This is a genomic window from Pseudoalteromonas sp. NZS11_1 (assembly GCF_015864275.1).
Taxonomy (GTDB): Bacteria; Pseudomonadota; Gammaproteobacteria; order Enterobacterales; family Alteromonadaceae; genus Pseudoalteromonas; species Pseudoalteromonas arctica.
The window spans coordinates 442341-466405 of sequence record NZ_JADYXK010000001.1 but is presented as its reverse complement, the minus strand read 5'-3'; the positions used below and the strand labels follow the sequence as shown (position 1 = coordinate 466405).

Below are 24065 nucleotides of genomic sequence, written 5' to 3'. Positions count from 1 at the left end.
CTTTAATTATGCCCCAAAGCCAATAAATATAAGAGCCCAAAGGGAATTTATTATGTAAACAACTGTGTCAATTATAAATTATGGGAACAAGCACTATGAATAAACATCATGTTAGTTGAAAAACTTTCACTAAATAAATCTATCTAGACGTCTAAATGGCTGCTATATTAAATCCATCAAAACAAACTTAGCTGGAATGAGGATTATGGCTTTATCACTAAAAGAGAAGATAGTGGACACCAACCAAGGTGTTTATCTTATTGGTACTACCCCGCCTAAAATTGGCACCGATAAAGCGCAATTAAAAACCATTGCAGAAAAGCTATTAGGTCGCTTACACGAAATTGAATACGACGGCGTGATAATTTATGACATTCAAGACGAAAGCAGCCGCACTAATCAAGACCGCCCATTTGCGTTTAAACAAACCGTTGATCCGCGTGAATACAGCCATTTACTTCGTAATTTATCTGCACAAGATGTGATTACTTATAAAAGTGTGGCGCAGCGTGGCGTAGGCGAATTTAAAGATTGGCTAAGTGAAACTAAAAACGACTACAATTTACAAAATGTTGTTTTAGTAGGTAGCCCGTCATCGATAGGCGATATAAAGCTAAGCCTGCCAGATGCGTATAAAGCGATGGCTGAGCAATCAGATGATTTCTTTTTAGGTGGCGTTACGATTGCCGAGCGCCATTCAAGTAAACGAAATGAGCACGAACGATTAATAGAAAAAACAGCACAAGGTTGTCAGTTTTTTATATCGCAAGCTGTTTACGACGCACAAGCTACTATAGAGCTAATTACTAGCTACGCACGTACATGTAAAGCACAAGGGATTACACCTCAACGTATTATATTAACGTTTACCCCGTGCGGCGGCGAAAAAACCTTAGACTTTATGCAATGGTTGGGTATCTCAGTGCCAGAGGCAACTAAATGGCGCATGCTTGATGCAGACAATACATTAAGCGAATCAGTCCGTATTTGCCGCGAAAACCTCGACTTAATACTTAAAAGCTGTGCGCATTTAGATGTACCGCTGGGCTTAAATATTGAAAGCTTAACAAACCGTAAAGAAGAAATTGACGCGTCAATTAATTTATACCGTTTATTAAAAGCCATTATGGAATTGAACCTTGCGGAAAAGCTAATAGCTTAAAAGCTATGTTAGAGCTAATTAACACCCTTCTTGGCAAGCCTCATGGCTTGCTTTTTTATGTCCGTTCTTTGAAAAATTAATTAATAAATACAAGTAAAGATTTGCAGCTTAAGCTATTTATTGAAGGTGTTTTTGGTTATTACTCTCAAGCCTTTTTAAGGCAAACCCCATAGAGGAGCACATAACACCAAAAATTATTCCCTCATTAGATATAAATCTAATGCTAGGGAACGTTTCAAATAAGCTTATTATTGCTAAGGAAAAAAATAAAACCTATCGCAGAAAAAACCAGCCAAGTTTGTGTGGCATGAGTCATGACGAACCTCCTTTTATTATGCTTTTTTAGCGAGCTTATACGCTTGTTTATTTTTATACATTGCGTGGTCTGCATCATTTAATAGCGCTTCAAATGGCTGCTTTTGTTTATTAGTAAAACTATAACCAATACTTAGCGATAAATCGCAAACGTCTTCTTTGAGTAAGGCTTTTGAATACTCAGTCGAAATTTTATCCATGATGTAGTTAATCTTGCTTTTATCGCTTACTTGCATTACTGCAACAAACTCATCGCCACCTAAACGCCCTACTATATCGGCATCTCTTAAATGCGTTTTTAGCGTATCTGCCAATATAATCAATGCTTTGTCGCCCACTTCATGTCCGCAGGTGTCGTTTAATTTTTTAAAGTCGTTTATATCAATAAACAAACAACACACGTCAAAGCCTAAACGCAGCGCTAAGTTAAGTTTTTGCTGGGCTAATAAGTTAAGTGCTCGACGATTATAAATATTCGTTAATGAGTCTAACATGGCTATTTCGCGCATTTGCTCATAGCTATGCACAAGTGCTAAATCATCTTCAATTAAATCGCGTAGTTGCTCTATGAGTTCAAAATATTCATCGGTATAGCTTGTTATTTTAGTGTCTTTTAAGCATAGCGTGCCAAACACTTCGCCCTCAGGCCAATGAATAGGTAAACCTAGGTAGGATTCAACACCATCTTCAACTACTTCTGGTAGGGTGTTCCATGCATCGTTATTGCTTGCATCATTAACATATAAAATATTATTAGTTTCAGCAACGTGACGACAAAAAAGAGGTGTTTGAGGAGGAAGTATGGGATTTGTCTCAAAGTTAGAGCCACCTTCGTTACTTCTGATAACAACGCGATAGCCTTTACTTGTTGCCTGTACGATATAACCAGACGGGGCTGAAAAAAGCCCCGTAATAAGATCTATGGTTTTTTGCCATTTATGCAAAGATATCTGGCCATCAATACCAGAAAATGCCCATTGATCAGTTTCAAACATTAGCTTTACCTCGGCTATTTAGTAGCTCCAGTATAGGCAAAAAAGCAAAATAAAAGCTATTATTTACGACGTCTGCTTGGCTCTCTTTTACCTGTAATGCGTTTTTTATCGCGATCTTTTCGCGACTTGTTGGTGTTTTTACGATTATCTTTTGGCTTTTTATTAGGATCAGGCTCGTAACCTTCTAACCACTGCGGCGTTAAACGCGTATCAAGTAGTACTTCAATTTCTTCTAGCAGCCATTGCTCATCAAGGCTTACCAGCGACATAGCAAGTCCTTGCTCACCAGCACGACCTGTACGGCCAATACGGTGCACGTAATCCTCGGCAATGTATGGTAGTTCAAAGTTAATTACGTATCTAAGTGTAGAAATATCTAAACCACGCGCAGCTACATCGGTTGCAACAAGTACGCGCGTAATACCTTCTTTAAAGTTTTGCAATGCACGGTCGCGTGCGCCTTGCGATTTGTCGCCATGGATTGATTCGGTTTTTAAACCGTCTTTACACATTTCTTTAGCAAGCTGATCAGCCATTTGTTTTGTGCGAGTAAAAATAAGCACTTGGCGCCAGTTTTTCATGCCAATCATGTGCGATACAAGTTCGCGCTTACGATCCTCATCTACAGCGTAAATAACTTGCTCTACTTCAACCGCGGCTGAGTTACGTTTATCAACTTCAATTAGCTCTGGGTTTTTAAGTAGTTTTTTACTGAGTTCAAACACGCTGTCATCAAACGTAGCTGAAAATAGTAAAGTTTGGCGATCGCCCGGGATATGTCGCAATATACGTCTAATTTCATCAATAAACCCCATATCAAGCATGCGGTCAGCTTCGTCAAACACTAAGGAGTCTACGCTTGAAAGTACCACACTGCCTTTAACTATATGATCAAGCAAACGCCCAGGTGTTGCCACTATAACTTGCGCTGTTTTAAGTGCTTTTATTTGAGGGCCAATACTTGCGCCACCATAGGCTAAAGCGCCATTGATATTAGTGCCTTGTGCGTACTTTTCAAAGCTTGCAAATACTTGCTGAGCAAGCTCACGGGTTGGCGTTAAAATTACAACGCGGGCAAGGCCTTGCTCATCTTTTTTAGGGGTATTTAAAAGCTTATGTAATAAAGGTAAAACAAAGGCGGCGGTTTTACCAGTACCTGTTTGCGCGCTGCCCATTACATCACTTCCGGCTAAAATAGGCGGAATAGTTTTAATCTGAATTGCGGTAGGTTGAGTGTAATTATTTTGCTCAATCGCTGTTAATAATAACGGGTCGAGATTAAGTGATGAGAACGTAGTGGCAGACATAGGCTTAGCTTTAAAATAACAAAGAGCGCTATTGTACGCATATTACTGTACTGCGTAAATTAACCAGTCCAGAAAAGTATTTAATCGTGGTTGCTCACTTTCACTTTAGCGCTAAAACAATAAAAAAGGCGCTAAATAACAGCTGTATTTAGCGCCTTTTATAATTTGCTGTAGCTTTAAGCTGGCTTTAGTGTCGCTTTACGCTCGTTGTAAAACGCTATTAAATCGTCAACTGTTGCTTGGCAGTATTCGCGTATACCCGAAACTACCATATGCTTTTCACCACTACCCACTTTAACGCCGTTTTCTAACAAGTTAAAACGTAGTGTAATTTTTCCGCGCTTGCCGGCGTACTCAAAACTAGGCTCTGCAAACTCAAGTTCTGGTGCTGTAATATCAAGATTATCAAGGTTGATAAGCATTGATTCGTAAATGATCATTGGGCGAGCAGGGTTAATCATTACCTCTTGCTTACCCATTAATGGAATAATTACATGCGGGAAAGTAGTACCAGAAAACTCAACATAATTTTTTATTAGGCTATTAGTCAGTGCTGGGCATTGGCTGGTTTTACCTTTGCGCTTTACCTTTAAAATAACCTTTTCGCCATTGGTTACATCAAACTCATCAGCCCCTTCAGGGAAGTTAAGTTTGGTGTTTTCATCAACCATACCGGCAAAAGTAAATTCCATTTGTTCACTAATACCGTAGCGGTCTAGTACCAATGAAAAAAGTAAGTCTCCTGGCGCGCAAAACTTTTTGGCATCTTTGTCGTGAAGTGGATTGTAATCGTCAGCAACGCATTTAGCGAATCGACAACCCTGCTCACGAGAGATAGAAACATAATCAGCATGCTGCTGAAAAAAAGGACTTAACATAGTTTATTCACTGCTTAAACTGCTTATAACCTATCTATATTACCAGAAAAAAAATACTGAGAGGTCGAATCTGTTAGATTAGTTGCTAAATAAAACAGAGCAATAAAAAACAATGACCTTTTATTTATTAGCGCTATCAATTATATGTGTTTTTCCGTACTGCAAAATATCAATAATGCGGCAACCCCTTTGGCACTACTTACTAGCTTTAAGTGTTGTAAGTGCATATTTTCAAAGTTATATAAATTTATATGCCCTGCTGTTAACCGGGCTTTACGTTGTTTTATACTACTGTGCGCTAAATACAAAGCAGGCAATAATACGCGCTACTTTAAGTACTGTTTTTATAGTTTCCTCATTAGCATTAGCACTTCATTGGGTACCTGGTTTTAATAACCTCCCCATTGTTATAAACGAGCGTATTTCAAGCGATGCGATTACTTTTACTCTTTATGCTAATTTTGATAAAGCTATGGCGGGGTTATTTCTTTGTGCTTACTTTTATTCGAATAAAAAAACTTTAAAAGCAGACTCTAATAAAGCGGGCCCATTAAACGTTAAACAAGCCAGTTTAATAATTATTGCTACTGTTTTAGCTACGCTCACTGCGGCTTTAATACTTGGACTTGTAAGCTTTAACCCTAAGGTTCCTGGCTTTTGGTTAGCCTTTATTGCTATTAATCTTTTATTTACCTGTGTTGCCGAGGAAGCTTTATTTAGAGGTTTACTACAAACTAAGCTTAACAAAATAATTACACCGACCCGTTTAGCAATACTTGCTCCTGTAATTACTGCAGGTATTTTTGCTTTGGCACATTTTGCTGGAGGAATTAACTATGTATTGGTTTCATTTATTGCAGGCTTGGGGTATGGCTATGTTTTTTATAAAACGCAGCGCTTAGAGTGGGCTATTTTATGCCATTGGTTGGTTAATATTTGCCACTTCTTTTTGTTTACTTACCCTATGCTCAGTAGTATTTAAGTCACTTACAAATACAAACAATTTATTAACCTATTAGCCTTGCATGTATTAAATTAAATGGGTATCTTTATTTCCTAACGAAATTAATAAATTGATGGATCAATTAGATATGCTAAGAGTCACAGCAACCTTAAGTTTACTCATTATTTTAGCTGGTTGTTCTGGAGCTCGCTTCCATACCAATATAACTAAAGATATTTTAGCAGAGCAGGTCAGTACTCGTGTTGCTAGAGGAGATCTTCAACAGTTTTATAGTGATCAAGAGGCGCACGAAAGCGGTGCTAAACTTTTAGGTCGAGTTGAAGGGCAGTTCTGTGTTAGCAACAATCGTGATGCTAAGCCTAATATTAGCTATAACCGCGCTAAGTCTCACGCCATTGACGCACTTAAGAATGATACTATGAATAGAGGCGGAAATGCTTTTACTATCAATTCTTGTGGTGAAACGTCTGTATCGTACTGCGACCTATCTGTTTTATGCACCGGACAGGCCTACGACTATTAATAAATTATATATTAAGCGCAAAGCTCAGTAGTACACGCTTTCCAGACTCGATTTTAGATACGCTGTGTTCGTACTTATCGGGTCTGAATAAATACACGCGATTAAATAAATTTATAATGCATTTTGAGCATTTAAATACCCCACCCGCTTTAGGTTTTTCTAATACAAAGTTGAGCTTGTAATAGCGCCCTTGCTGCACAGGGTCAATATGGTTCATTACGCTATGATTGGTTGGGTAAGTAACAAGGTTTATCGAAAATGTATTACTACTAAAAATAGCTTTGTTTTTAACGGTTGCAATCATACTGCCTCCTATGAGTTTATATGCCGCATTGTAGCATTTAGTAAATTGTGAATGCTTAGGCTAAACAATATCAAAATACGATGTCATATAGCTAAACAGCCTGAAACAAAAAAGCCGAGCTTAATAAAGCTCGGCTTTTAAAAGTACATTTTAGCAATTATGCACTTGGGTATTCGCGGTACGCACGCTCTATATTTTTAGCCTGCTTTTTAGAAATACCTAAATGAGCAAGTGCAACACGTAAACGAGCACGTGATAAGTCAGACCCCAATATTTCCATTGCATCAAGCACTGACGTACTTGACGTTTTGCCAGTAATTGCGACAAATATTGGCTCTAAAAAGTCTTTAATCTTAAGCTCGTGGAATGTTGCAACTTCTTTTGCTATTGCAAAAATAGCGGGCTTTTCAAAGCTACGTAAACCTTCAAGCTGCCATACAAAAAATTGTAGCGCTTGGCGAATCACGTTTTCGTCTGCTTTGCCGGCTGTTAATAGCGCAGGATCGTAAGTTGGAATACCACCTACAAAGTGCCCTGCAAGCTCAACCATATCCGACAGCGTATTAATACGTGTTTTAACTTCTGGTAATATTTTAGCGAGCATTTCGCCATTAAACTTCCAATCAACAAAGCGCTGAATTAACTGCTCGTCGGTTAGATTTTCACGGATCCACATGCCGTTTAACCAGCTTAATTTATCTACGTCGAATACTGGACCACCAAGCGATACGCGCTTCATGTCGAAGTTTTCAATCATCTCGTTTAACGTGAACTTTTCACGCTCATCTGGCATTGACCAACCCATACGGCCTAAGTAGTTAAGCACGGCTTCTGGCAGGTAGCCCATTTCTTTATAGTAATTAATAGACGTTGGGTTTTTACGCTTAGACAGCTTTGATTTATCTGGGTTACGTAGTAATGGTAAGTGACCAAGTACTGGTGCTTCCCAACCAAAATCTTCATACAGTTTTAATAACTTAGGTGCTGAGTTAATCCACTCTTCACCACGGAAAATATGACTAATTTCCATATGGTGGTCGTCAACTACGTTCGCTAAAAAGTACGTTGGAAAGCCATCCGCTTTTAAAAGCACTTGCATGTCTACGTTTTCCCACGGGATCTCAATTTCATCACGTAAGTAGTCGTTAAACTTAAATGTGCCTTCGCTTGGGATTTTCATACGTATAACGTAAGGTTTGCCTTCAGCTAAGTTTGCTTTAATTTCTTCATCTGTATGGTTTAAACCACGACCGTCATATTTAGGGCGTAGGCCTTCTGCCATTTGCTCTTCACGCATTTGATCAAGCTCTTCGCTTGTTGCAAAGCAGTAAAACGCTTTACCATCATCAACTAACTGATGCGCGTATTTTTTATATAAATCGCTACGCTCAGATTGACGGTAAGGACCAAATTCGCCACCCACATCAGGACCATGATCCCACTCAAGCCCTAACCAACGTAGGCTATCCATAATCGCAAGTTCAGACTCTGGCGTGCTACGTACTTGGTCTGTATCTTCTATACGAAGTACAAATTCACCGCCTTGTTGTTTAGCAAAACAGTAGTTAAATAAGGCGATATAAGCGGTGCCAAGATGCGGGTCACCAGTTGGCGACGGGGCAACACGGGTGCGAATTGTCATGGTATATTCTCTTTAAATAAGTGAGATAATAAAAGTGGTCTATGCAGCTACTTTGTTTAAGTAAGCAATAATATCATTTGATTCGTACAGCCATTGTACTTGGCCGTTTTGCTCTATACGCAGGCAAGGCACTTTAACTTTGCCGCCTTGTTCTAGTAGCTCTTGACGATATTGCTCATTGTCTTTTGCATCACGCGTTTCTATGTTTAAGCCTTCGCGTTTAATGGCGCGACGTACTTTTACACAAAACGGGCATGCTTTAAATTGATACAGTTTAAATTGTGAGGTTTGCTGATCAAGCTGTGCTTGCTCGTCGCTTGCACGCTTTTTACTGCGAGGAGTAAATACAAAATTAAAGAATAAGATTATACAACCTAAAAACCAACGAACTAATTTCATGTTCTGTGCTCTGCTTACAACAATTTAAGGAGCCAGATTTTAGCACAAATTTACAATCAAAAAAGTGTAATACTGCGAGAATTACACTCAAGTAATTTAATTTACTAAAAGTGCTTCTATAGCAAGACCATATCATCCCTATGAAGTACTTCTGCGCCACTATCGTAATCGAGTAATTGGCCTATTTGACTAGAGTGCGCACCCTTTATTTTATTTACCTCAACGCTACTAAATCGCGTTAAGCCCCGTGCAATCACTTGATTTTTTGCATCTATTAAATCAATTAAATCACCGCGTTCAAAACGTCCAAATGCATTAGTAACGCCTTTAGCGAGTAAACTTGCGCCTTTATTTTGAAGGGCACCAATAGCACCTGTATCAATAACAATTTGACCGGTACTTTTAGGCCCGGCTAGTAGCCATTTTTTACGGCCATCTTTTGGGGCGGTGAGTTTTAAAAAACGCGTGCCTGGTAACTCGTCACTCATACATTTTAAAATAACGTTTTTACCTGCACCTTTAGCAATAATAACTTCAACGCCTGCGCGCCTTGCAATATCGGCGGCTTGCAGTTTAGTTGCCATACCGCCGGTGCCTAAATTTGTGCCACTGCCACCAGCAAGTTGGCGCAGTTCATCGTTTATATGTGTTACCTCGCCAATGAGGGTGGCATCGGCGTTTGTGCGCGGATCGCTGGTAAATAACCCTTCTTGATCGGTAAGTAGCAGTAACTTATTAGCATTAGCCAAAATAGCGACAAGCGCCGATAAATTATCGTTGTCGCCTACTTTTATTTCACTGGTAGCGACTGCGTCATTTTCGTTAATGATGGGTACAACGTCGTAATTTAATAATGCATTGAGTGTATCGCGGGCATTAAGGTAGCGCTCTCTGTCGTCTACATCAGCGCGAGTAAGCAGCATTTGCCCCACATTTACCCCATATAAAGCAAACAAGCTCTGCCAAATATGAATAAGTTGACCTTGTCCAATTGCAGCAAGCATTTGTTTATCAATTAAGCTTCTGCCACAGGGTTTTAATAGTTGTTCACGCCCAGCAGCTACCGCGCCGCTCGATACTAAAATAACGTGATGCCCCAGCTTTTTAAGCTCGCAGCATTGGCGTACTAATTCAACCATATGCGCTTTATCTAGTTTATCGGTGCCGCCAGTAAGTACGCTTGTACCAAGCTTTACAACTATTACCTGTTCCCTTTGCATGTGCTTTTTACTACTGATTAATTAAAGATGAATTAATTTATACCAGCTCGGTATTTTTGAACAAGTTAAAAATATTCATGCTAGGATCTGATTTTATTAAATTATGTAAATTACTCTCTATGCCTGCCAGTTTATGTTTAATTATTGCCACCTTTTTATGGGGCAGCTCTTTTATAGCGCTTAAATACGCCATTGCCATTTACGACCCTGCATTGGTAATATTTTTACGCATGCTCACTACGTTAGTTTTGTCGCTTTGTTTATGGCGCTACGTTATTCGGTTTGAGTATTTAAAAGGTGACTGGAAGTATTTAGTGGGTATGTCGCTTGCTGAGCCTTGCTTGTACTTTTTATTTGAAGGCCATGCAATGGAATACACGTCAGCCTCGCAGGCCGGTGTTATTGTGTCGTGCTTGCCTATTATTATTGCGCTGCTTGCCTTTTTATTGCTTAAAGAATACATAAGTAAATCCATCGTGGTCGGTTTTACTTTGTGTATTGGCGGCAGTATTTTACTTACGCTTCTTTCACCCAGTTCTGAGCAGGCACCTAATCCGTTGTTGGGTAACTTTTTAGAGCTTATGGCTATGGTGTGCGCTGCATTTTATACCGTAAGTATTAAACATTTAGCTAATCGCTACTCGCCCCTGACTTTAATTGCGTTGCAAGGTATTAGCGGCAGCTTGTTTTTTGCGCCATTTTTGTTTTTTATCGACCTACCAAGCGAAAACCAACACGACTTAACCGCGCTTATGAGCATTTTGTATTTAGGCTCGTGTGTAACTCTTGGCGGGTATGGCATGTACAACTATGCAATTAGTAAAGTATCGGTATTAACCGCTGCTGCGTACTCTAATTTAATTCCTATTTTTACACTTATTTTGTCAGCTATTATTTTGGGCGAAGTGCTCAACGTTTGGCAATGGCTGAGCATATTTGTGGTATTTATTGGTGTAATGGTAAGCCAGCGCCATCAAGAACTTGTGGTTGATATACCGCTTAGTGAATCGGGCGAAGACATTTGCGCAGATACAAGCAATCTTAAATCAGTACCCGAGGCAAGGGAATCAAAAGGGTAACAGGTAAGCAAATACAGCCCAGGTGTTTGTAAAAATGTATTTTGGGATTGATGAATAACCTCAATCCCCGTTACTTTATAATTTTGTATCACCCCACTTTGCAGTTGCAAAGTAAACGCCTCCCCCACTTTGGCGTGTTGTAAAAATGCAAAATGGGTGTCGTTATGCCCTGCTATTAGCGCGCCTTTTTCGTTTCCAAATTCTTTTCCGCCAAGCTCCCCTGCGGGTAAAAATTGGCTCGGCGCAAATGCTAAATTACGACCACTCGCTCCAGCCAATACACTTAATGTTTTATTATGACTTGGCCAATCAAGCTTTGCAGTAACGTAGCTGTCGGCGTAATACCACGGCTTTACTTTAGTACCAGGTGATTTAAGCGCCTCTTGCCATGCTTGTTCAATTAATACTTGAGCAAGCCACGCTTTTGCCTGCATATAAGTACCGTGACCAAATAATCCAAGCCCAGCGATTAGTAAGCCCGCGCTTAGCCACTTTTTCATTTTAAGTCTCTTTTCATTTAGGGATTCGCTCTGTGTTTAAATTTAAGAGCACCAAATCCCAATAATAAAATACAGCCTAATACTATGTGCAGCCTACTTTGCCCATCGGTTTGTGGTAAACGCATTGCCATACCTTGTGGTACTGCATTACTAGCTTGCGCCATTTGCTCTGCCACTTCTTTTATTTGAGTTTGTTCAATTGCTATAAAAGCAGTAAACGGGCTAAGTAATTGATGAGTAAGTGCAAGCTCCTGTACTTCATCTTCAACTGTATTTTGCTCGTTGTATAAAAGTAATGACTTAATTTTTTGGCGCGCCCACAGTTTTGCTATACCTTGAGCGCTTGAGCTATTTTGTGTACTTAATTTAATACTTAAAGGCCCTTGTGCTGTTTGCCCAGCAAGTACCACACTTTTAGCATTATTAAGTTTTATAGCGACCATAATAGGCTCGCCAAAATATAAATCAGGTAGTGGTGATGGCCAAAAATCTAAGTTGTTACCGCTTTCATCGCTTAGTGCCAAATTAGTAATAGCCGGATGTGCAAGCTTATCAAACAACTGCTGCATTTTAGGTTGCACCTCACTTGTGCTGCCTATAAACGTAAATGAGCCCTTACCGACATCTGCCGCTCGACGCATAAAAAAGCTGTTAGGTGCGCTGCCAATACCCACTGTAAATAAGCGGCTATCACCTAATTTACTTTGAATATTTTTAAACAATGCATCCTCATTACTAACGCTACCATCAGTTAAAAATACAACTTGGCGTACAAAACCATCAAACTCGCTGCCATCAAGTACGGCATTAAGGGCACCTTGTATTTCAGTGCCGCCATCGGCTTCGAGGCTATAAATAAATCGCTCTGCACGGCGTAAATTAAAGTCGCTGGCTATAAGTGGTTTATCGCTCATTGGAGTCACTATGTTATCAAAAGCAATAATGTTAAAACTGTCGTCGCTATCGAGTAATGACAGCGCATAAAACAAGGCTTTTTTAGCTTGCTCCATAGATTGCCCGTGCATAGAGCCTGACGTATCAACTACAAATACCATTTCGCGAGGTAAGCGCTGAGTTTGTGTAAAGTGATCCCCCGGTGGCATTAGCATAGCAAGCCCGTATCGGTCACCATTTTCAAACTGCTGAGTAAAAAATGCGGCTTGAGCTTGCTCTTTTTGTAGCGGTTTAAACTCAAGTACAAAGTCGCGATTAACTGCATTTGTCTCATTTAACGCTATTTTATATTGCCCAAATGCTGTGTTTTGTACATCAACATTATGAAATTTAGAATTGATATCCACCAGCTCTAAGCCTACGTCTATATCAATGTTTAAGCTAAATTGGCTGCTTGGTACGTTATCAGTTTGAGTACTATTTTGAGTGATGTTTTGAATGCTGTAAACAGGGCTTAACCATCCCGTTGGGAGCGGATTAACATGCGCTTTATTTTGAGTACTAACCTCAACCTCACCACTAATCGCGTGATAACGCGGTGTAATGGTAGTCGGAAATCTAATAGCAAATGTACCGCTGCTATAATCAATTATTTCTTGATACTCAAGCTCAATTATTACTTGCTCACCAGGGCCAATATTTGCCACATTCGTAATAAACATATTGGCGCGTTGCTGGCGTACAAGGGCCGCTTGCTTACCTGCTTTTTTAGCCTCTTCGTATTTTTTTTCAGCTTCCACTTTTTTATCAATTTGGCCTTTAATGACTCGCTCACCTATACGCATCGTCATGGCATGTACGGCGCTTTCATCTGGCAATGGAAAAACGTAGCGCGCATTAACCGCAAACGGGTTTTTGTTTTGATAGGTTTGCGTTACTACAACATGATTAATTAGGCCGGTTAAGGTCATATTGGCGTCGCTTTTTAATATTATTGCTGGTCCTGCTGGCGCACCATTGCTATCAAAAAGTTCTAACTTGGGTGATTGCGCATGGCTTTTAAAGCTCGCTAACAGCACAATCGCTATGAATATAAAAATGCTTACTTTAGTAAGCATTTTGGTTGGTTTACTCAACATAAAATCACTCCATCGAACGCTTAGCTTTACTTAGATTCAGTTAGTTTTAGTTACTCGCCGTTTGGCCATTTGCTGGGCTCATTGAGCGAGTGGTAAGCGTTACGCGTCTATCAAAAAAGTTATCTTCCACCGTGTTGCTGTTAGCCAATGTTTGCTGCTCGCCAAATGCCTGCGTGCTTAAGCGTTTATGGCTCACACCGTGTTTTATTAAATAGCTTTGCACGGCATTTACACGCGCTTTAGAAAGTAAAAGGTTAGCTTGCTCATCGCCGCGTTGATCGGCAAAGCCACTTAAATCAAGTGCGAGTTGTGATTGGTTGTTTAACAAGGTAACGAGTTGATCTAACTGCAGCGCAAAATGCGGGGCAATAACACTTGAACCTGTTTTAAATTGCACCGTCATCGCCAATAAGTTATTAATTTGAACTTGAGTTAACTGCTCATTTTGATTGGCAAGCACTTCTAGCTGTTGCTCTAACATATTATTGTGGTTAAGCACGTGTTGGTAATCGCTGGTTTTTTCTTTCATAACCGTAATGGCACGCTCTTGCTCTGCAATTTTGTTATCTGCTACTTTTGAATCACCTATTAAACCACCGGCAAATGCCCCAATAAACGCACCTATTGGCCCGCCTACTACGCCGCCAATAATAGCGCCTGCACCTAGCCCAATAGCCGTTTCTTTATGGGCTTCTTTTGATGGCGTGTTAGATGTTGAGGCAATTGCTGGAGTACAAAAACTAGCAATCAGTGTTAACGCAATTAATGTCTTCTTCATGATTTGATCCTTAAACTTACTTTTTAATTTGTGATGTTTTGTTTTGATGGGTGTATTAAAACAAGTTCAAGTGGCAATAAAGGGGAGCAAAAATGGCAAACTGCTGAGCAATTGTGGCAAAAAAATGGCAATTGCCTTTTTAACCTTACTTAGGTTAAGAACTTCGTTATAGTGCACAACAGAGGCAATAGGATAATGATTAGAATGAAAAAAATAGCCATCATTGAAGATGAACCCGCAATCCGCGAAAACTACATAGAAATGCTGAGCTTACAGGGCTACCAAGTGAGTGGCTTTGCAGATCGCGCCAGCGCTGAAGCTGCATTTAAAAATGCCCTGCCCGATTTAGCCATTGTTGATATTGGCCTAGGCCATGAAATAGATGGCGGTTTTTTACTGTGCCAAACATTGCGATCGCTTTCTAAAACACTGCCTATTATTTTTTTAACCGCTCGCGATAGCGAAATAGATACCGTATGCGGCCTGCGCATGGGCGCCGACGACTACCTAACAAAAGACATTAGCTTGACTCACTTGGCTGCACGTATTGGTGCGCTATTTCGCCGAATGGAAGCACTTGAACAACCCGCTGATGCAAATGCACTCATAACACGCGGGCAGTTAACACTCGACACGCAACGTATGCAGGTTTTTTGGCAACAACAATTAGTTGATTTAACCGTAACCGAATTTTGGATGCTGCATTCACTTGCCCAGCGACCAGGCCATGTTAAAAGCCGTAACGAATTAATGAGCGATGCAAAAATTTATGTAGACGACAGCACCATTACTTCACACGTAAAACGTATTCGTAAAAAATTTATAGCACTCGATAGCACCTTTGATTGCATAGATACCGTGTATGGCATGGGCTATCGGTGGGAACAACACTAATGCTACGATTTGGTCTGCGCAGTAAATTTATATTACTTTCATGTTTTTTGTTTTTGCTGCCGTGGCTTGGCTACGAGTACGTATGGGAAATGGAAAAGTTTTTACGCCAAGGCCAAGAAAAAACCCTCGTAGGCACCACTCGTGCTCTTGCTACTGCATTACATGAGCGCCCCGCATTATTTGACGAGCAAACCAACTTTTTAGACCAAGTAGTAAAAGGCCGCGATTTATACGCTTATAATCTTAAAAACCCTATTCAGCTCGACGGTAAACTTAACGATTGGGACAGCTACCAGCCGTTATTTTGGCATTACGACAAACGCTACTTACAAAAAACAGATAACAAACATCAAGCCAGTGACTTATCGTTTGATCATATGGTGGGAAAATTTGATAACTACTTATACGCCGCATTTAAAGTCACCGACAATACCCTTCTTTATCGCGCTAAAAATAGCTTAAGCATTACCAATAACGATTATTTACAAATTGGCCTAAAAACGCCAGACGGTCAGTTTAATACTTACATTATTGCGCCGCGCCAAGATGGTTGGGTTAATGCGTTTGATGCAAATACCAAAGCCCCTTTTACAAAAATTCAGGGCTATTTTGAAAGTACCAAATCAGGATATAACGTAGAGCTGCGCTTTCCTATTAACATGCTGGGCAACAAACTTGGCTTTGCCATTGTTGACATTGATAGTAAAGAGGCATTGTTAGAGCCTAAAATAATGTCCACTTCAAACTTAAATAACCCAAACGATTTAGGCTCGGTATTAGTCCCTTCTCCAGAAATTAGCCGTATTTTAAAAGGCATGGGCCACAGTGGTAGCCGCATTTGGGTGGTTGATAACCATCATCGTGTACTTGCACAATCGGGTACTATTCAAAATGCAGATGGCGTTTGGGCTGATGGACTTGCTAACCAAGCTCCCGAGACGTGGTGGCAGCGCTTTGAGCAAAATTACTTGCACCCAATTTACTATAAAATATTAACGCGCCCCGAAAATGAGTTTTTAGATACCCTGCACGATGTAGCTTCTATGCAGGGCACACATTTAGCGAAAGCATTAAAAGGACAACCAGCATCGTCTTGGCGATTAACACCCGACAGTAAAGCCGTTATTTTATCGGCCGCTTACCCTATTTGGATTCAAGACCAAGTAATTGGCGCAGTAATAGCAGAGGAAACCACAAACGGCGTACGTACGCTGCGTAATAAGTCACTCGAAAAACTCTTTAACGTTATTTTAGCTGTGATGCTAATTGGTACTGTGACTTTATTCTTTTTTGCCTCACGTATATCGAACCGAATTAGGCGGCTGCGCGATACAGCTGAACAAGCAATTGATGCACAAGGGCGTGTTACCGGCAGTATTAATTACAGCGATGCTAACGATGAAATTGGCGATCTGTCTCGTAGTTTTTCAAACATTGTTAGTAGACTTGGTGGCTATACCGATTACTTAGAAAATATGTCGTCGCGGTTGTCACATGAGCTGCGCACGCCTGTTGCCGTAGTGCGCTCGTCACTCGAGAACTTACAAAGCTTGCCACAGAACGAGCTGAGTCAAAAATACCTCGATCGCGCCAGCGAAGGCGTTGAACGCTTAGGTAAAATAATAACCACCATGAGCGAAGCCACTCGCCTTGAGCAAAGCATTCAAAGCAACGAACCTGAACCTTTTGATTTACAAAAAGTAATAAATGGTTGCATGCAAGGCTATCAGCTTACTTACCCAAACCAGTTATTTACGCTTGATGTATGCCAAAACAAATTACCTATGCAAGGTGCTCCGGAGTTTATAGCTCAGCTACTTGATAAGCTTATTAATAACGCGCTGGAGTTTAGTGAAGCCAATACGGCTATTAATGTAGGCCTTAAGCAGAGCGAAAATAAAGCAATATTAACAGTGAGTAACACAGGCCCCGCGTTACCCGAAGGATTAACTGAGCATATTTTTGACTCTATGGTGTCGGTACGTAGCCAGCAAATGCAGCAACAGCCACATTTGGGGTTAGGTCTTTATATTGTAAGGCTGGTGTGCGACTACCATAAAGGCAGTGTAACAGCGCAAAACAACGAACAAGGTGATGGTGTCGTATTTACCGTAACACTGCCGTTAGTTACTGGCTAAGTCTGTATTTTTACCATTATATTTATAGCTACAGCATTATATGTAAATAGTAAGTACGCAATAAATTAAATTCAGCCGTATATTCTTTGTTAAAATAATTTATTTTTATTTACCTTAAATCCATATAAATTAACAATCATATTCTGCTCGTCCCTCAAAACCTGCCGATTACAATTTAGTACAACTTCAAATGTAACTATTCACTTTTAATTCAGTCGAATGACCATACCCTACATCATATTAAAGTATTAAATTGAAGGAATACTCATGAAACCATCACTAGAGCGTGAAGAACTAGACTTTATTTTTGACTTATACAGGCCCTCTAAAAAACCTGAGTCTGAAAATGTAAAACCAAAAAGTACAAACTACAAAGAGCTAAGAAAGCACGACGCGACTAAAAACCAAGGCGTATCGCACTACTTAGTCTAATTTTATTACGCTTGGGACTTCTCATGTTCTAAAAATGCTTTAATGCAGTTTATTTCTGCAAGTTTTACTTCTTCGCCTATTTCAGGGCCTTTTTTGCCATTTTTAAGTGCATCTTGCACTACTTGTTTCTTATCCAATTTTTGCAGTTCAGTATGAATTGCTCGCAGTTTAGCTGCTTGCGGGTATGGCTTATCTACCAGTGTTTCACCACGCCCTTGTGCATCGCATTGGCATGCTTGGGTAAACGCTATAAAACGTTCTGGGTGTACCAACGCATTTAAGTTAGTCACTATTAGCTTGTGAATGGTTTGCGGCCTTAACTGATCAATCGTGTGGCAAAGGGTGTGATTATCACTGGTGAGTACACCAACATCGCGAAAACGGTTAGGCACTTTTAAGCGCTCACAAAACGCCTCAATAACTGCAACACCTTCGCGTTCGTGCCCACGTAGGTTTCCATATTTTTTAAAACTAAGCGCTTTTCCAAAATCATGGGTAAGTGCAGCAAAACGTGCTTCCAAGTTAAAATTTAAATCGGCTGCACGCCTAAGTACCAGCATAGTATGTACAAATACATCACCTTCAGGATGATGGTTTGCCGGTTGCGGTACATTAACCATGCGCTCAAGTTCTGGAAAAATACCTAAGTCTTGCAGTGCTTCAAAATAAAGCTCAGGGTGCTTTTCACCCAGTGCTTTTTCAGTTTCAAGCCACACGCGCTCAGGTACTAAATGATTTAGCTCACCTTTATTTTTAAGCTCGCGCATTAATGCATACGTACTTGGGTGAATACGCCAATCACTGCCATAGCGCGCTAAAAAACGGGCAATACGCAGTACTCGAACAGGGTCTTCTACAAATGCCTCAGTGGTGTGGCGCAGTGTTTTATTTTGTAAGTCAGTTTGGCCATTAAACGGATCAATAATATTACCGTGTTCATCAAGCGCCATTGAATTTATGGTTAAATCACGCCTTGCTAAATCTTCTTCTAGCGTCACTGTTGGGCTGGCATCAACCACAAAGCCAGTATAGCCTTTGCCGCTTTTACGCTCTGTGCGCCCAAGTGCATATTCTTCTTTTGTTTTTGGGTGCAAGTAAACCGGAAAGTCGCTACCTATTGGTACAAAACCGAGCGACTGCATTGTGTCTGGCGTTTCACCAATCACTACATAATCGTTATCTTTTGATTTTATATTTAGCAGTTTGTCGCGCACTGCACCACCAACGAGGTAAACTTTTTTTAAGTTACTTTTCACTTTATTCCCATAAACATTAATAAAATTGTTTGATACTAATCATAACATTAATTAAAAAATTCTGCGGTGTTTGCCAAGCTTAAGTAAGCTCATTACAATGGCGCATTATTTTCAGCTATAGCCTCACAATTAATGAAAAACCATTCATCAAAAAAAGAACTTATGTTACTACCCATTTTATTAGTGGTTATTTTAATGTGTGTGGCGGGTCACTTTTTACTACAAGCAAATTTTCAAGACAGTAATGTGGTTGAATACATGTTAGCAGCACTGCCGTTTGCTATGTTTGGATTGGTTATTGTGGCGTTTAAAATGGCGGCTAAAAGCGAAAAGGATGAACAAAACGAGCAGGACTCTTAATCCTACTCAGTTTTAGCTACTTATTATAATTTAAAGTATGTGATAGCCAAACCAGTCTGGCTTTATAGGCTGCGATATACCGCTGGGCGTGAGCTTAATGTTTAGCTGGCTGTCGAGTAAATCAATGGCAAAGCAATCGTCTACGTCATGTAAATCATCTTTATGAATATGGCTAAGCCCTGCGAGTAAATCGCTTTTAGCTCGCTCTTTAGCTTCATGGCTACTGCTTGCAACATACAGTGCAAAGTCGTGTTGCTCAGCCATAGAATCACTTCTGTAAGCGCCTAAATTTACAAAATATAGTTGTTTATTTTGTTCAACGTACGTATCAACAATCTCTACTTTAAAGCCATCAATATGGTTAATTGCCATGTAACTATCCATGTGAACACTACTTCTGTCGCCTACCCATTGGCTTTTTAACTTTGAATAAGTTTGCTCAATGTTTTGCCCTACAACAAAACGAATATCATGCATTTCAATGTGGCAACCTTGAATCCGGCCACCTAAATACACCATAAATAACTGCATGCTTTTCCTTAACCTAAATTATCAACATCAATATTATGCTTTTTAATCAACTTATAAAAATCTGAGCGATTGCGCTTGGCGAGCTTAGCGCCTTCGGCTACGTTACCACCTGCCATTTTTAAAGTGTTAATTACATAGTCGCGCTCAAACTCTTTTTTAGCGTCGTTTAGTGATAATGGTTCTACGTTTGTTTCGTTACTATTTAGCGCAGCTAATACTAAGTGCTCTGAAATAACATCGCTTGGCGTTAATGCTACAACCTGCTCTACTACGTTTTGTAACTGGCGAATATTACCTGGCCAGTCGTAACGCACAAGCGCATGCATAGCATCGCTTGCAAAGTGTTTTTCAGTTTGCTTCATGCGCTTAGCAATACTTGCACTAAAGTGCTGTGCTAATAAACTTATATCTTCGCGGCGTTCACACAGTGGCGGTAATTTTAAATTAACTACGTTTAAGCGATAGTATAAATCTTCTCTAAATTGCTGGTTTAAAATAGCTTCAGGAAGATTTTTATGTGTTGCCGATACAATACGTACATCAATTGCTATTTCTTCTTGAAAGCCTACGGGGCGAATTGTTTTTTCTTGTAATACGCGCAGTAACTTAACCTGCAAGTTAAGTGGCATATCGCCTATTTCATCTAAAAATAGCGTGCCGCCCTCAGCTTGTTGAAACAAGCCTTGGTGATCTTTAATTGCGCCCGTAAAAGAGCCCTTTTTATGACCAAATAATTCGGACTCTAAAAGCTCCCCTGGTACAGCGCCGCAGTTAATTGCAACGAAAGGGCCACCGCTTACATGACTATGCTGATGAATCGCTTGTGCGAGTAGCTCTTTACCTGTACCACTAGCCCCCGAAATCAATACATTAACTTGCGTTGGCCCAAGTAGTTTTACTTGCTCTAACAAGTGCAGCATTGCACCACTGCGCGTAACTATATTACTTTTAGGTGCTGCTTCATCTGCATTAACACCATGTATTTCTATCGCTTTAGCAAGGCTGTCAAATAGCTCATCTTTATCTACAGGTTTAGTTATAAATGCAAAAATGCCCTGCTTAGTTGCCTCTACGGCATCAGGAATTGAGCCATGCGCTGTCATCATAATGACAGGTAATGCAGGGTAGCGGCTTTGCAACTGACGATGCAGTGCCATGCCATCCATTTCATCCATACGTAGGTCGGTTATTACGGCGTCAAACACTTGGCTTTTAAGTATTTGTAGTGCGGTTAAGCCGCTTTCACAGGTCGTTACTTCGTATCCTTTTGATTCGATACGAATAGCGAGCAGTTTTAATAAGCTAGCGTCGTCGTCAACGAGTAATACTTTTGCACCTTGCACTTTAGTTGCTGCCATAGTTACTGCTCCTTAGTTTCTTCTCGTAGTAAAAGCTGCTGCTCAATAGTTGCTAACGATGAGAGGGTTTCTTGCATTTTATTGTTAAGTGCTTGCTGCTCTTTTTTAGCATTTATTTGCATAGTCACTTGCTGCTTTTGAAGCCATAAATATTGCTTTATATCATCTGGCCAAAAGTAAGCAAGATCGAGTTTTAGCAACTTAGTCATTACCGTATTTGGATCATCATTTATGTTTAAGCACATAAATTTAAAAAAACGTTTAAGATCGTTTTCACCTGTAAAAATATCTTTTTTTGGCACCAATTTAAATCCGCCACACTGATTAGCGTGCCATGCTATAACTTGCTCTGCAGGCGGATAGCTTGGTTCAATTTTTGGTCTGGGTTTTGGACTAGGTTTACTGTTTTTGTCGTTTGCTATTTTGGTATCGACCACAGGTGCAGGTGTAATTGACACACGCTCTTCTTGCCCATTATTAATTTCACAACCTGATATAACCATGCTGCTACTGAGCACACATAAAATAGCGATTAAACGCAAGCGCATGTTAATTAACTCCTAGATTTTTTGTTATGGGAATTTTAATTGAAAACCGGCAACCATGCGGCTCGTTATGCTCAACAGTAAGTGTACCTCTTAGCTGTTCAACAGATTCTTTCACAATAGTTAAGCCAAGCCCACTGCCTTGCAGCGTAACATTTTTACTGTGTTTACCTTGATAAAATGCGCTGAAAATTTGAGTTTTTTCTTGCTCTTTAATACCGCACCCTTTATCAAGCACAGCAATGCAAAGTTGGTTTTGCTCAAGTGCTAAATTAATAGTAACGCTTTGCTTATCTTGTGAAAATTTTAAGCCATTTGAAATAAGCTGAATTAAAATCATCTCAATAAGCTCACTAGGTAAAGCAAGCTGTTTATTAGGTAAGTTATTTTGCCATTGTAGAGCTTGCTGACGCGCACTTAAGCGATGTTCAAAATGGCTATAAATTTTATTAATAAGATAGCTAAACTCAACTTCGCTTAGGCTGTCTTTACTGGTGCGAATAGCATTATAACTCAGCAGGCTGTCAATCATTGTACGAAGGCGCACCATAGATTGGCTAATAAGCTCAAGCACTGCTTTTTGCTCAGCAGTAATTGGGCCTACTATTTCATCAGTTAGTAAATCAGTGCCTTCGACCATTGAAGCAAGCGGCGTTTTCAGCTCATGGGTAACATGTCGTAAAAAGGTATCTTTTTGCTGCTCAAGCATATGAAGTTGCTCTTGCACCCATTGGAGTTTTTCTCCTAGCTCAACTAGCTCAGCGGAGCCTTTCACAGATATTTTTTGCTGCCAATGCCCCTGCCCTAGCTTATCAATAACCGTAGTTAACCCTTTTAGTCGCCCACTTATACGCCATAAAAAACCACCACCAACAATTAAAGTAAGCGGAATGAGTGCCACCAGCCAGTTTATAAATGAAGTTTGTAGGCTTGTAAGCTCATTTTGGTTATTGGTAATTTGCGCTTCATTTTTATCACGTAACCATAAAGTAAGCTCAGCAACTAAATCGCTCACTGGCACAAATAGCTCCGCTTGCTGTTGTTTTTGCTCAACAAGCTCTACATGCGCTGTTTGTAAGGTGACATATAAGCGTTGCCATTGGTGGGTGTAATCTTTATCCGTGTTTACAAATTTAAGTTCATCAATACTTTGCAGGGATGATTGCCATTTATCGACAATGAGCTTATCTAACGATTCGCTTTTTAATACCCAGTTTTGCCTAGTGGCGCGCTCAAGGCTGTTGAGTTCTTGTTTTAGAGTATTAAACGATTTGGTAACTTGGTAGTTGTTACTCACGATACTTTGAGTCACTGCTAATTGCTTGTTAAGCGCATTTAAAAATACAATCACCACTATAGAAAGCGGGAGTAACGAAAGCAGCATACTCATTGCAAATTGCCCAATTAAATTAGGCCGCCAGTTAAGCATTGCATGGTATTTTTTAGCTATGGTTGCTGGCATTTCGTTTAGTCCTTTTAAGTTAAGCGCTCTATTATTAAGTGCTTACCTTATACACTAGCTGAACCAGCAATTATATTTAATACGATTAACAGCCAGCGCTACAAAAACAATGTGTCGCCAAATAGAGACAACGTAAACCATTGATTTTTAAAACCTACCTTTAATCTCACTATATAGTGTTGCAAAAGGCATACAAAAATTACATTAAACCCCGTAAAAACTTCCCACCCCTTTCAAGTTAAAAATATAAACACCTGAAAATTAACAACAATTATTTTTGGCATCATTTTTGTATTAGCAGTAATAACTTTAATCAATAAGGAAATAATTATGAACAAACGCATTTTAGTAATTTCATCATTACTGGCTTTAGGCTTTTTAGGCGCTAACGCACACGCAATGGACGTTCACGCGACTTTTAACGAGCTTGATAAAGACAGTAATGGCACATTAAGTGAAGCCGAAGCAGGTGAAGATGCCGTTCTACACGAGAATTTTTTACAAATTGATACTAATCAAGATGGGCAATTGTCGCTAGATGAATTCAAAAAATTTATTCAATAAACTCATTTAATAAGGAACGTGATTATGAAACAACTTATAGCCGCTTTTTCATTAATGTTTTTAGCAATTAGTGCCACCGTAATTGCATCGCCAACAAGCGTGCGCTTTGCCCATTTAGATAAAGATATGGATGGACAAATATCAATTGTAGAAGCAAAGGAAGACAAAGAAGTAATGAGACAATTTGCCGACTTAGATGAAGACGGTGATGAAAAAGTCTCAAAAAAAGAATTTGAAAGCTTTAAGCCTTAATGAGTAATTACTGATTAAGCTTTACTTAAGCTTGTTACAAGTAAACTGAATTTAAAAGCATTTGCCATAATCCCTGAGGGAGTGTGTAAAAGGATTTAATGTTGGGAGTTAAATTACGGCAAGTGCTTTTTTCCTTTTTACTTTATTTTAGCCACGAACTTTTAATACATCTTT

25 protein-coding genes are annotated in these 24065 nt (G+C 39.8%); 10 read left to right on the top strand and 15 right to left on the bottom strand.

The window, feature by feature from the left end; translation table 11 throughout:
* Positions 1–205: 205 nt before the first annotated feature.
* Positions 206–1162, top strand: a complete 957-nt coding sequence (locus I6F44_RS02085; protein ID WP_121954703.1) for a methylenetetrahydrofolate reductase — start codon at positions 206–208, stop codon at positions 1160–1162.
* Between the two features lie 332 nt (positions 1163–1494).
* Here I6F44_RS02085 and I6F44_RS02080 read toward each other — a convergent pair whose 3' ends face one another.
* From I6F44_RS02080 to I6F44_RS02070, 3 genes are all read right to left on the bottom strand, one after another.
* Entirely contained in the window at positions 1495–2472 is a 978-nt protein-coding gene (locus I6F44_RS02080; protein ID WP_121954702.1) for a sensor domain-containing diguanylate cyclase, read from the bottom strand.
* A 59-nt stretch (positions 2473–2531) separates the two neighbouring features.
* Positions 2532–3779 carry a DEAD/DEAH box helicase gene (locus I6F44_RS02075; RefSeq protein ID WP_024593280.1) on the bottom strand — a complete coding sequence of 416 codons (1248 nt, stop codon included), beginning with the start codon at positions 3777–3779 and terminating at the stop codon, positions 2532–2534.
* A 176-nt stretch (positions 3780–3955) separates the two neighbouring features.
* Positions 3956–4657 (bottom strand): DUF3581 domain-containing protein, encoded by a 702-nt coding sequence (locus I6F44_RS02070; protein ID WP_007581602.1) that lies wholly within the window; start codon positions 4655–4657, stop codon positions 3956–3958.
* 112 nt (positions 4658–4769) lie between these two features.
* Here I6F44_RS02070 and I6F44_RS02065 point away from each other — a divergent pair, with 112 nt between their 5' ends.
* Both I6F44_RS02065 and I6F44_RS02060 read left to right on the top strand, forming a co-directional pair.
* The gene (locus I6F44_RS02065; protein ID WP_121954701.1) at positions 4770–5639 is read left to right on the top strand and encodes a CPBP family intramembrane glutamic endopeptidase; all 870 of its coding nucleotides are present in this window, start codon (positions 4770–4772) and stop codon (positions 5637–5639) included.
* 109 nt (positions 5640–5748) lie between these two features.
* Positions 5749–6144: a hypothetical protein gene (locus I6F44_RS02060; RefSeq protein ID WP_121954706.1), complete on the top strand. Its 396-nt coding sequence runs from the start codon at positions 5749–5751 to the stop codon at positions 6142–6144.
* Between the two features lie 4 nt (positions 6145–6148).
* Here I6F44_RS02060 and I6F44_RS02055 read toward each other — a convergent pair whose 3' ends face one another.
* The 4 genes from I6F44_RS02055 to proB all read right to left on the bottom strand — a co-directional run bounded on the left by I6F44_RS02055 (position 6149) and on the right by proB (position 9709).
* Positions 6149–6448: a hypothetical protein gene (locus I6F44_RS02055; RefSeq protein ID WP_021032137.1), complete on the bottom strand. Its 300-nt coding sequence runs from the start codon at positions 6446–6448 to the stop codon at positions 6149–6151.
* 157 nt (positions 6449–6605) lie between these two features.
* Complete coding sequence (gene gltX / locus I6F44_RS02050; RefSeq protein ID WP_007581594.1) at positions 6606–8090, bottom strand: glutamate--tRNA ligase; 1485 nt, start codon at positions 8088–8090, stop codon at positions 6606–6608.
* 39 nt (positions 8091–8129) lie between these two features.
* Complete coding sequence (locus I6F44_RS02045; RefSeq protein ID WP_007581591.1) at positions 8130–8489, bottom strand: glutaredoxin family protein; 360 nt, start codon at positions 8487–8489, stop codon at positions 8130–8132.
* A 116-nt stretch (positions 8490–8605) separates the two neighbouring features.
* Positions 8606–9709: a glutamate 5-kinase gene (gene proB, locus I6F44_RS02040; RefSeq protein ID WP_197173212.1), complete on the bottom strand. Its 1104-nt coding sequence runs from the start codon at positions 9707–9709 to the stop codon at positions 8606–8608.
* 119 nt (positions 9710–9828) lie between these two features.
* Between proB and I6F44_RS02035 the strand changes: the two genes are divergently transcribed.
* Complete coding sequence (locus I6F44_RS02035; protein WP_197173254.1) at positions 9829–10788, top strand: DMT family transporter; 960 nt, start codon at positions 9829–9831, stop codon at positions 10786–10788.
* Here I6F44_RS02035 and I6F44_RS02030 read toward each other — a convergent pair.
* The 3 genes from I6F44_RS02030 to pdsO are packed head-to-tail and all read right to left on the bottom strand — an operon-like array spanning position 10683 to position 14099.
* On the bottom strand, positions 10683–11288 hold the full coding sequence (locus tag I6F44_RS02030) for a class GN sortase (protein ID WP_197173211.1): 606 nt from the start codon (positions 11286–11288) through the stop codon (positions 10683–10685). The genes I6F44_RS02035 and I6F44_RS02030 overlap by 106 nt on opposite strands.
* 17 nt (positions 11289–11305) lie before the next feature.
* Positions 11306–13321 carry a marine proteobacterial sortase target protein gene (locus I6F44_RS02025; RefSeq protein WP_197173210.1) on the bottom strand — a complete coding sequence of 672 codons (2016 nt, stop codon included), beginning with the start codon at positions 13319–13321 and terminating at the stop codon, positions 11306–11308.
* Positions 13322–13367: 46 nt separating this feature from the next.
* Positions 13368–14099, bottom strand: a complete 732-nt coding sequence (gene pdsO, locus I6F44_RS02020; RefSeq protein ID WP_197173209.1) for a sortase-associated OmpA-like protein PdsO — start codon at positions 14097–14099, stop codon at positions 13368–13370.
* A gap of 204 nt (positions 14100–14303) precedes the next feature.
* Between pdsO and pdsR the strand changes: the two genes are divergently transcribed.
* The 3 genes from pdsR to I6F44_RS02005 all read left to right on the top strand — a co-directional run bounded on the left by pdsR (position 14304) and on the right by I6F44_RS02005 (position 17563).
* A complete protein-coding gene (gene pdsR, locus I6F44_RS02015) occupies positions 14304–14993 on the top strand; it encodes a proteobacterial dedicated sortase system response regulator (protein WP_197173208.1) in 690 nt (229 codons plus the stop codon).
* On the top strand, positions 14993–17131 hold the full coding sequence (gene pdsS, locus I6F44_RS02010; protein WP_197173207.1) for a proteobacterial dedicated sortase system histidine kinase: 2139 nt from the start codon (positions 14993–14995) through the stop codon (positions 17129–17131). Before pdsR ends, pdsS begins: the two co-directional genes overlap by 1 nt.
* A gap of 267 nt (positions 17132–17398) precedes the next feature.
* Entirely contained in the window at positions 17399–17563 is a 165-nt protein-coding gene (locus tag I6F44_RS02005; RefSeq protein WP_007581574.1) for a hypothetical protein, read from the top strand.
* Positions 17564–17568: 5 nt separating this feature from the next.
* Here I6F44_RS02005 and I6F44_RS02000 read toward each other — a convergent pair whose 3' ends face one another.
* Entirely contained in the window at positions 17569–18819 is a 1251-nt protein-coding gene (locus tag I6F44_RS02000; protein ID WP_197173206.1) for a multifunctional CCA addition/repair protein, read from the bottom strand.
* Between the two features lie 132 nt (positions 18820–18951).
* Here I6F44_RS02000 and I6F44_RS01995 point away from each other — a divergent pair, with 132 nt between their 5' ends.
* Positions 18952–19179 carry a hypothetical protein gene (locus I6F44_RS01995; protein ID WP_007581571.1) on the top strand — a complete coding sequence of 76 codons (228 nt, stop codon included), beginning with the start codon at positions 18952–18954 and terminating at the stop codon, positions 19177–19179.
* A 30-nt stretch (positions 19180–19209) separates the two neighbouring features.
* Here I6F44_RS01995 and I6F44_RS01990 read toward each other — a convergent pair whose 3' ends face one another.
* From I6F44_RS01990 to I6F44_RS01975, 4 genes are read right to left on the bottom strand one after another with little or no spacing between them, the layout of a single operon-like run.
* On the bottom strand, positions 19210–19710 hold the full coding sequence (locus tag I6F44_RS01990; RefSeq protein ID WP_197173205.1) for a DUF1543 domain-containing protein: 501 nt from the start codon (positions 19708–19710) through the stop codon (positions 19210–19212).
* A gap of 8 nt (positions 19711–19718) precedes the next feature.
* The gene (locus tag I6F44_RS01985) at positions 19719–21068 is read right to left on the bottom strand and encodes a sigma 54-interacting transcriptional regulator (protein ID WP_010553151.1); all 1350 of its coding nucleotides are present in this window, start codon (positions 21066–21068) and stop codon (positions 19719–19721) included.
* 2 nt (positions 21069–21070) lie between these two features.
* Complete coding sequence (locus I6F44_RS01980; RefSeq protein ID WP_197173204.1) at positions 21071–21616, bottom strand: hypothetical protein; 546 nt, start codon at positions 21614–21616, stop codon at positions 21071–21073.
* 1 nt (position 21617) lies between these two features.
* Positions 21618–23075 carry a sensor histidine kinase gene (locus I6F44_RS01975; RefSeq protein ID WP_197173203.1) on the bottom strand — a complete coding sequence of 486 codons (1458 nt, stop codon included), beginning with the start codon at positions 23073–23075 and terminating at the stop codon, positions 21618–21620.
* A 330-nt stretch (positions 23076–23405) separates the two neighbouring features.
* Here I6F44_RS01975 and I6F44_RS01970 point away from each other — a divergent pair, with 330 nt between their 5' ends.
* Both I6F44_RS01970 and I6F44_RS01965 read left to right on the top strand, forming a co-directional pair.
* Complete coding sequence (locus I6F44_RS01970; protein ID WP_007581561.1) at positions 23406–23639, top strand: cag pathogenicity island protein Cag25; 234 nt, start codon at positions 23406–23408, stop codon at positions 23637–23639.
* Between the two features lie 24 nt (positions 23640–23663).
* Positions 23664–23891: a hypothetical protein gene (locus I6F44_RS01965; protein ID WP_169044215.1), complete on the top strand. Its 228-nt coding sequence runs from the start codon at positions 23664–23666 to the stop codon at positions 23889–23891.
* Positions 23892–24065: the final 174 nt, after the last annotated feature.

What these genes read in the sequence shown, in the direction of transcription:
- I6F44_RS02085 (WP_121954703.1), top strand. Translation starts at nt 206, where the DNA reads ATGGCTTTATCACTAAAAGAGAAGATAGTGGACACCAACCAAGGTGTT.
- I6F44_RS02080 (WP_121954702.1), bottom strand. Translation starts at nt 2,472, where the DNA reads ATGTTTGAAACTGATCAATGGGCATTTTCTGGTATTGATGGCCAGATA.
- I6F44_RS02075 (WP_024593280.1), bottom strand. Translation starts at nt 3,779, where the DNA reads ATGTCTGCCACTACGTTCTCATCACTTAATCTCGACCCGTTATTATTA.
- I6F44_RS02070 (WP_007581602.1), bottom strand. Translation starts at nt 4,657, where the DNA reads ATGTTAAGTCCTTTTTTTCAGCAGCATGCTGATTATGTTTCTATCTCT.
- I6F44_RS02065 (WP_121954701.1), top strand. Translation starts at nt 4,770, where the DNA reads ATGACCTTTTATTTATTAGCGCTATCAATTATATGTGTTTTTCCGTAC.
- I6F44_RS02060 (WP_121954706.1), top strand. Translation starts at nt 5,749, where the DNA reads ATGCTAAGAGTCACAGCAACCTTAAGTTTACTCATTATTTTAGCTGGT.
- I6F44_RS02055 (WP_021032137.1), bottom strand. Translation starts at nt 6,448, where the DNA reads ATGATTGCAACCGTTAAAAACAAAGCTATTTTTAGTAGTAATACATTT.
- gltX (WP_007581594.1), bottom strand. Translation starts at nt 8,090, where the DNA reads ATGACAATTCGCACCCGTGTTGCCCCGTCGCCAACTGGTGACCCGCAT.
- I6F44_RS02045 (WP_007581591.1), bottom strand. Translation starts at nt 8,489, where the DNA reads ATGAAATTAGTTCGTTGGTTTTTAGGTTGTATAATCTTATTCTTTAAT.
- proB (WP_197173212.1), bottom strand. Translation starts at nt 9,709, where the DNA reads ATGCAAAGGGAACAGGTAATAGTTGTAAAGCTTGGTACAAGCGTACTT.
- I6F44_RS02035 (WP_197173254.1), top strand. Translation starts at nt 9,829, where the DNA reads ATGCCTGCCAGTTTATGTTTAATTATTGCCACCTTTTTATGGGGCAGC.
- I6F44_RS02030 (WP_197173211.1), bottom strand. Translation starts at nt 11,288, where the DNA reads ATGAAAAAGTGGCTAAGCGCGGGCTTACTAATCGCTGGGCTTGGATTA.
- I6F44_RS02025 (WP_197173210.1), bottom strand. Translation starts at nt 13,321, where the DNA reads ATGTTGAGTAAACCAACCAAAATGCTTACTAAAGTAAGCATTTTTATA.
- pdsO (WP_197173209.1), bottom strand. Translation starts at nt 14,099, where the DNA reads ATGAAGAAGACATTAATTGCGTTAACACTGATTGCTAGTTTTTGTACT.
- pdsR (WP_197173208.1), top strand. Translation starts at nt 14,304, where the DNA reads ATGAAAAAAATAGCCATCATTGAAGATGAACCCGCAATCCGCGAAAAC.
- pdsS (WP_197173207.1), top strand. Translation starts at nt 14,993, where the DNA reads ATGCTACGATTTGGTCTGCGCAGTAAATTTATATTACTTTCATGTTTT.
- I6F44_RS02005 (WP_007581574.1), top strand. Translation starts at nt 17,399, where the DNA reads ATGAAACCATCACTAGAGCGTGAAGAACTAGACTTTATTTTTGACTTA.
- I6F44_RS01995 (WP_007581571.1), top strand. Translation starts at nt 18,952, where the DNA reads ATGAAAAACCATTCATCAAAAAAAGAACTTATGTTACTACCCATTTTA.
- I6F44_RS01990 (WP_197173205.1), bottom strand. Translation starts at nt 19,710, where the DNA reads ATGCAGTTATTTATGGTGTATTTAGGTGGCCGGATTCAAGGTTGCCAC.
- I6F44_RS01985 (WP_010553151.1), bottom strand. Translation starts at nt 21,068, where the DNA reads ATGGCAGCAACTAAAGTGCAAGGTGCAAAAGTATTACTCGTTGACGAC.
- I6F44_RS01980 (WP_197173204.1), bottom strand. Translation starts at nt 21,616, where the DNA reads ATGCGCTTGCGTTTAATCGCTATTTTATGTGTGCTCAGTAGCAGCATG.
- I6F44_RS01975 (WP_197173203.1), bottom strand. Translation starts at nt 23,075, where the DNA reads ATGCCAGCAACCATAGCTAAAAAATACCATGCAATGCTTAACTGGCGG.
- I6F44_RS01970 (WP_007581561.1), top strand. Translation starts at nt 23,406, where the DNA reads ATGAACAAACGCATTTTAGTAATTTCATCATTACTGGCTTTAGGCTTT.
- I6F44_RS01965 (WP_169044215.1), top strand. Translation starts at nt 23,664, where the DNA reads ATGAAACAACTTATAGCCGCTTTTTCATTAATGTTTTTAGCAATTAGT.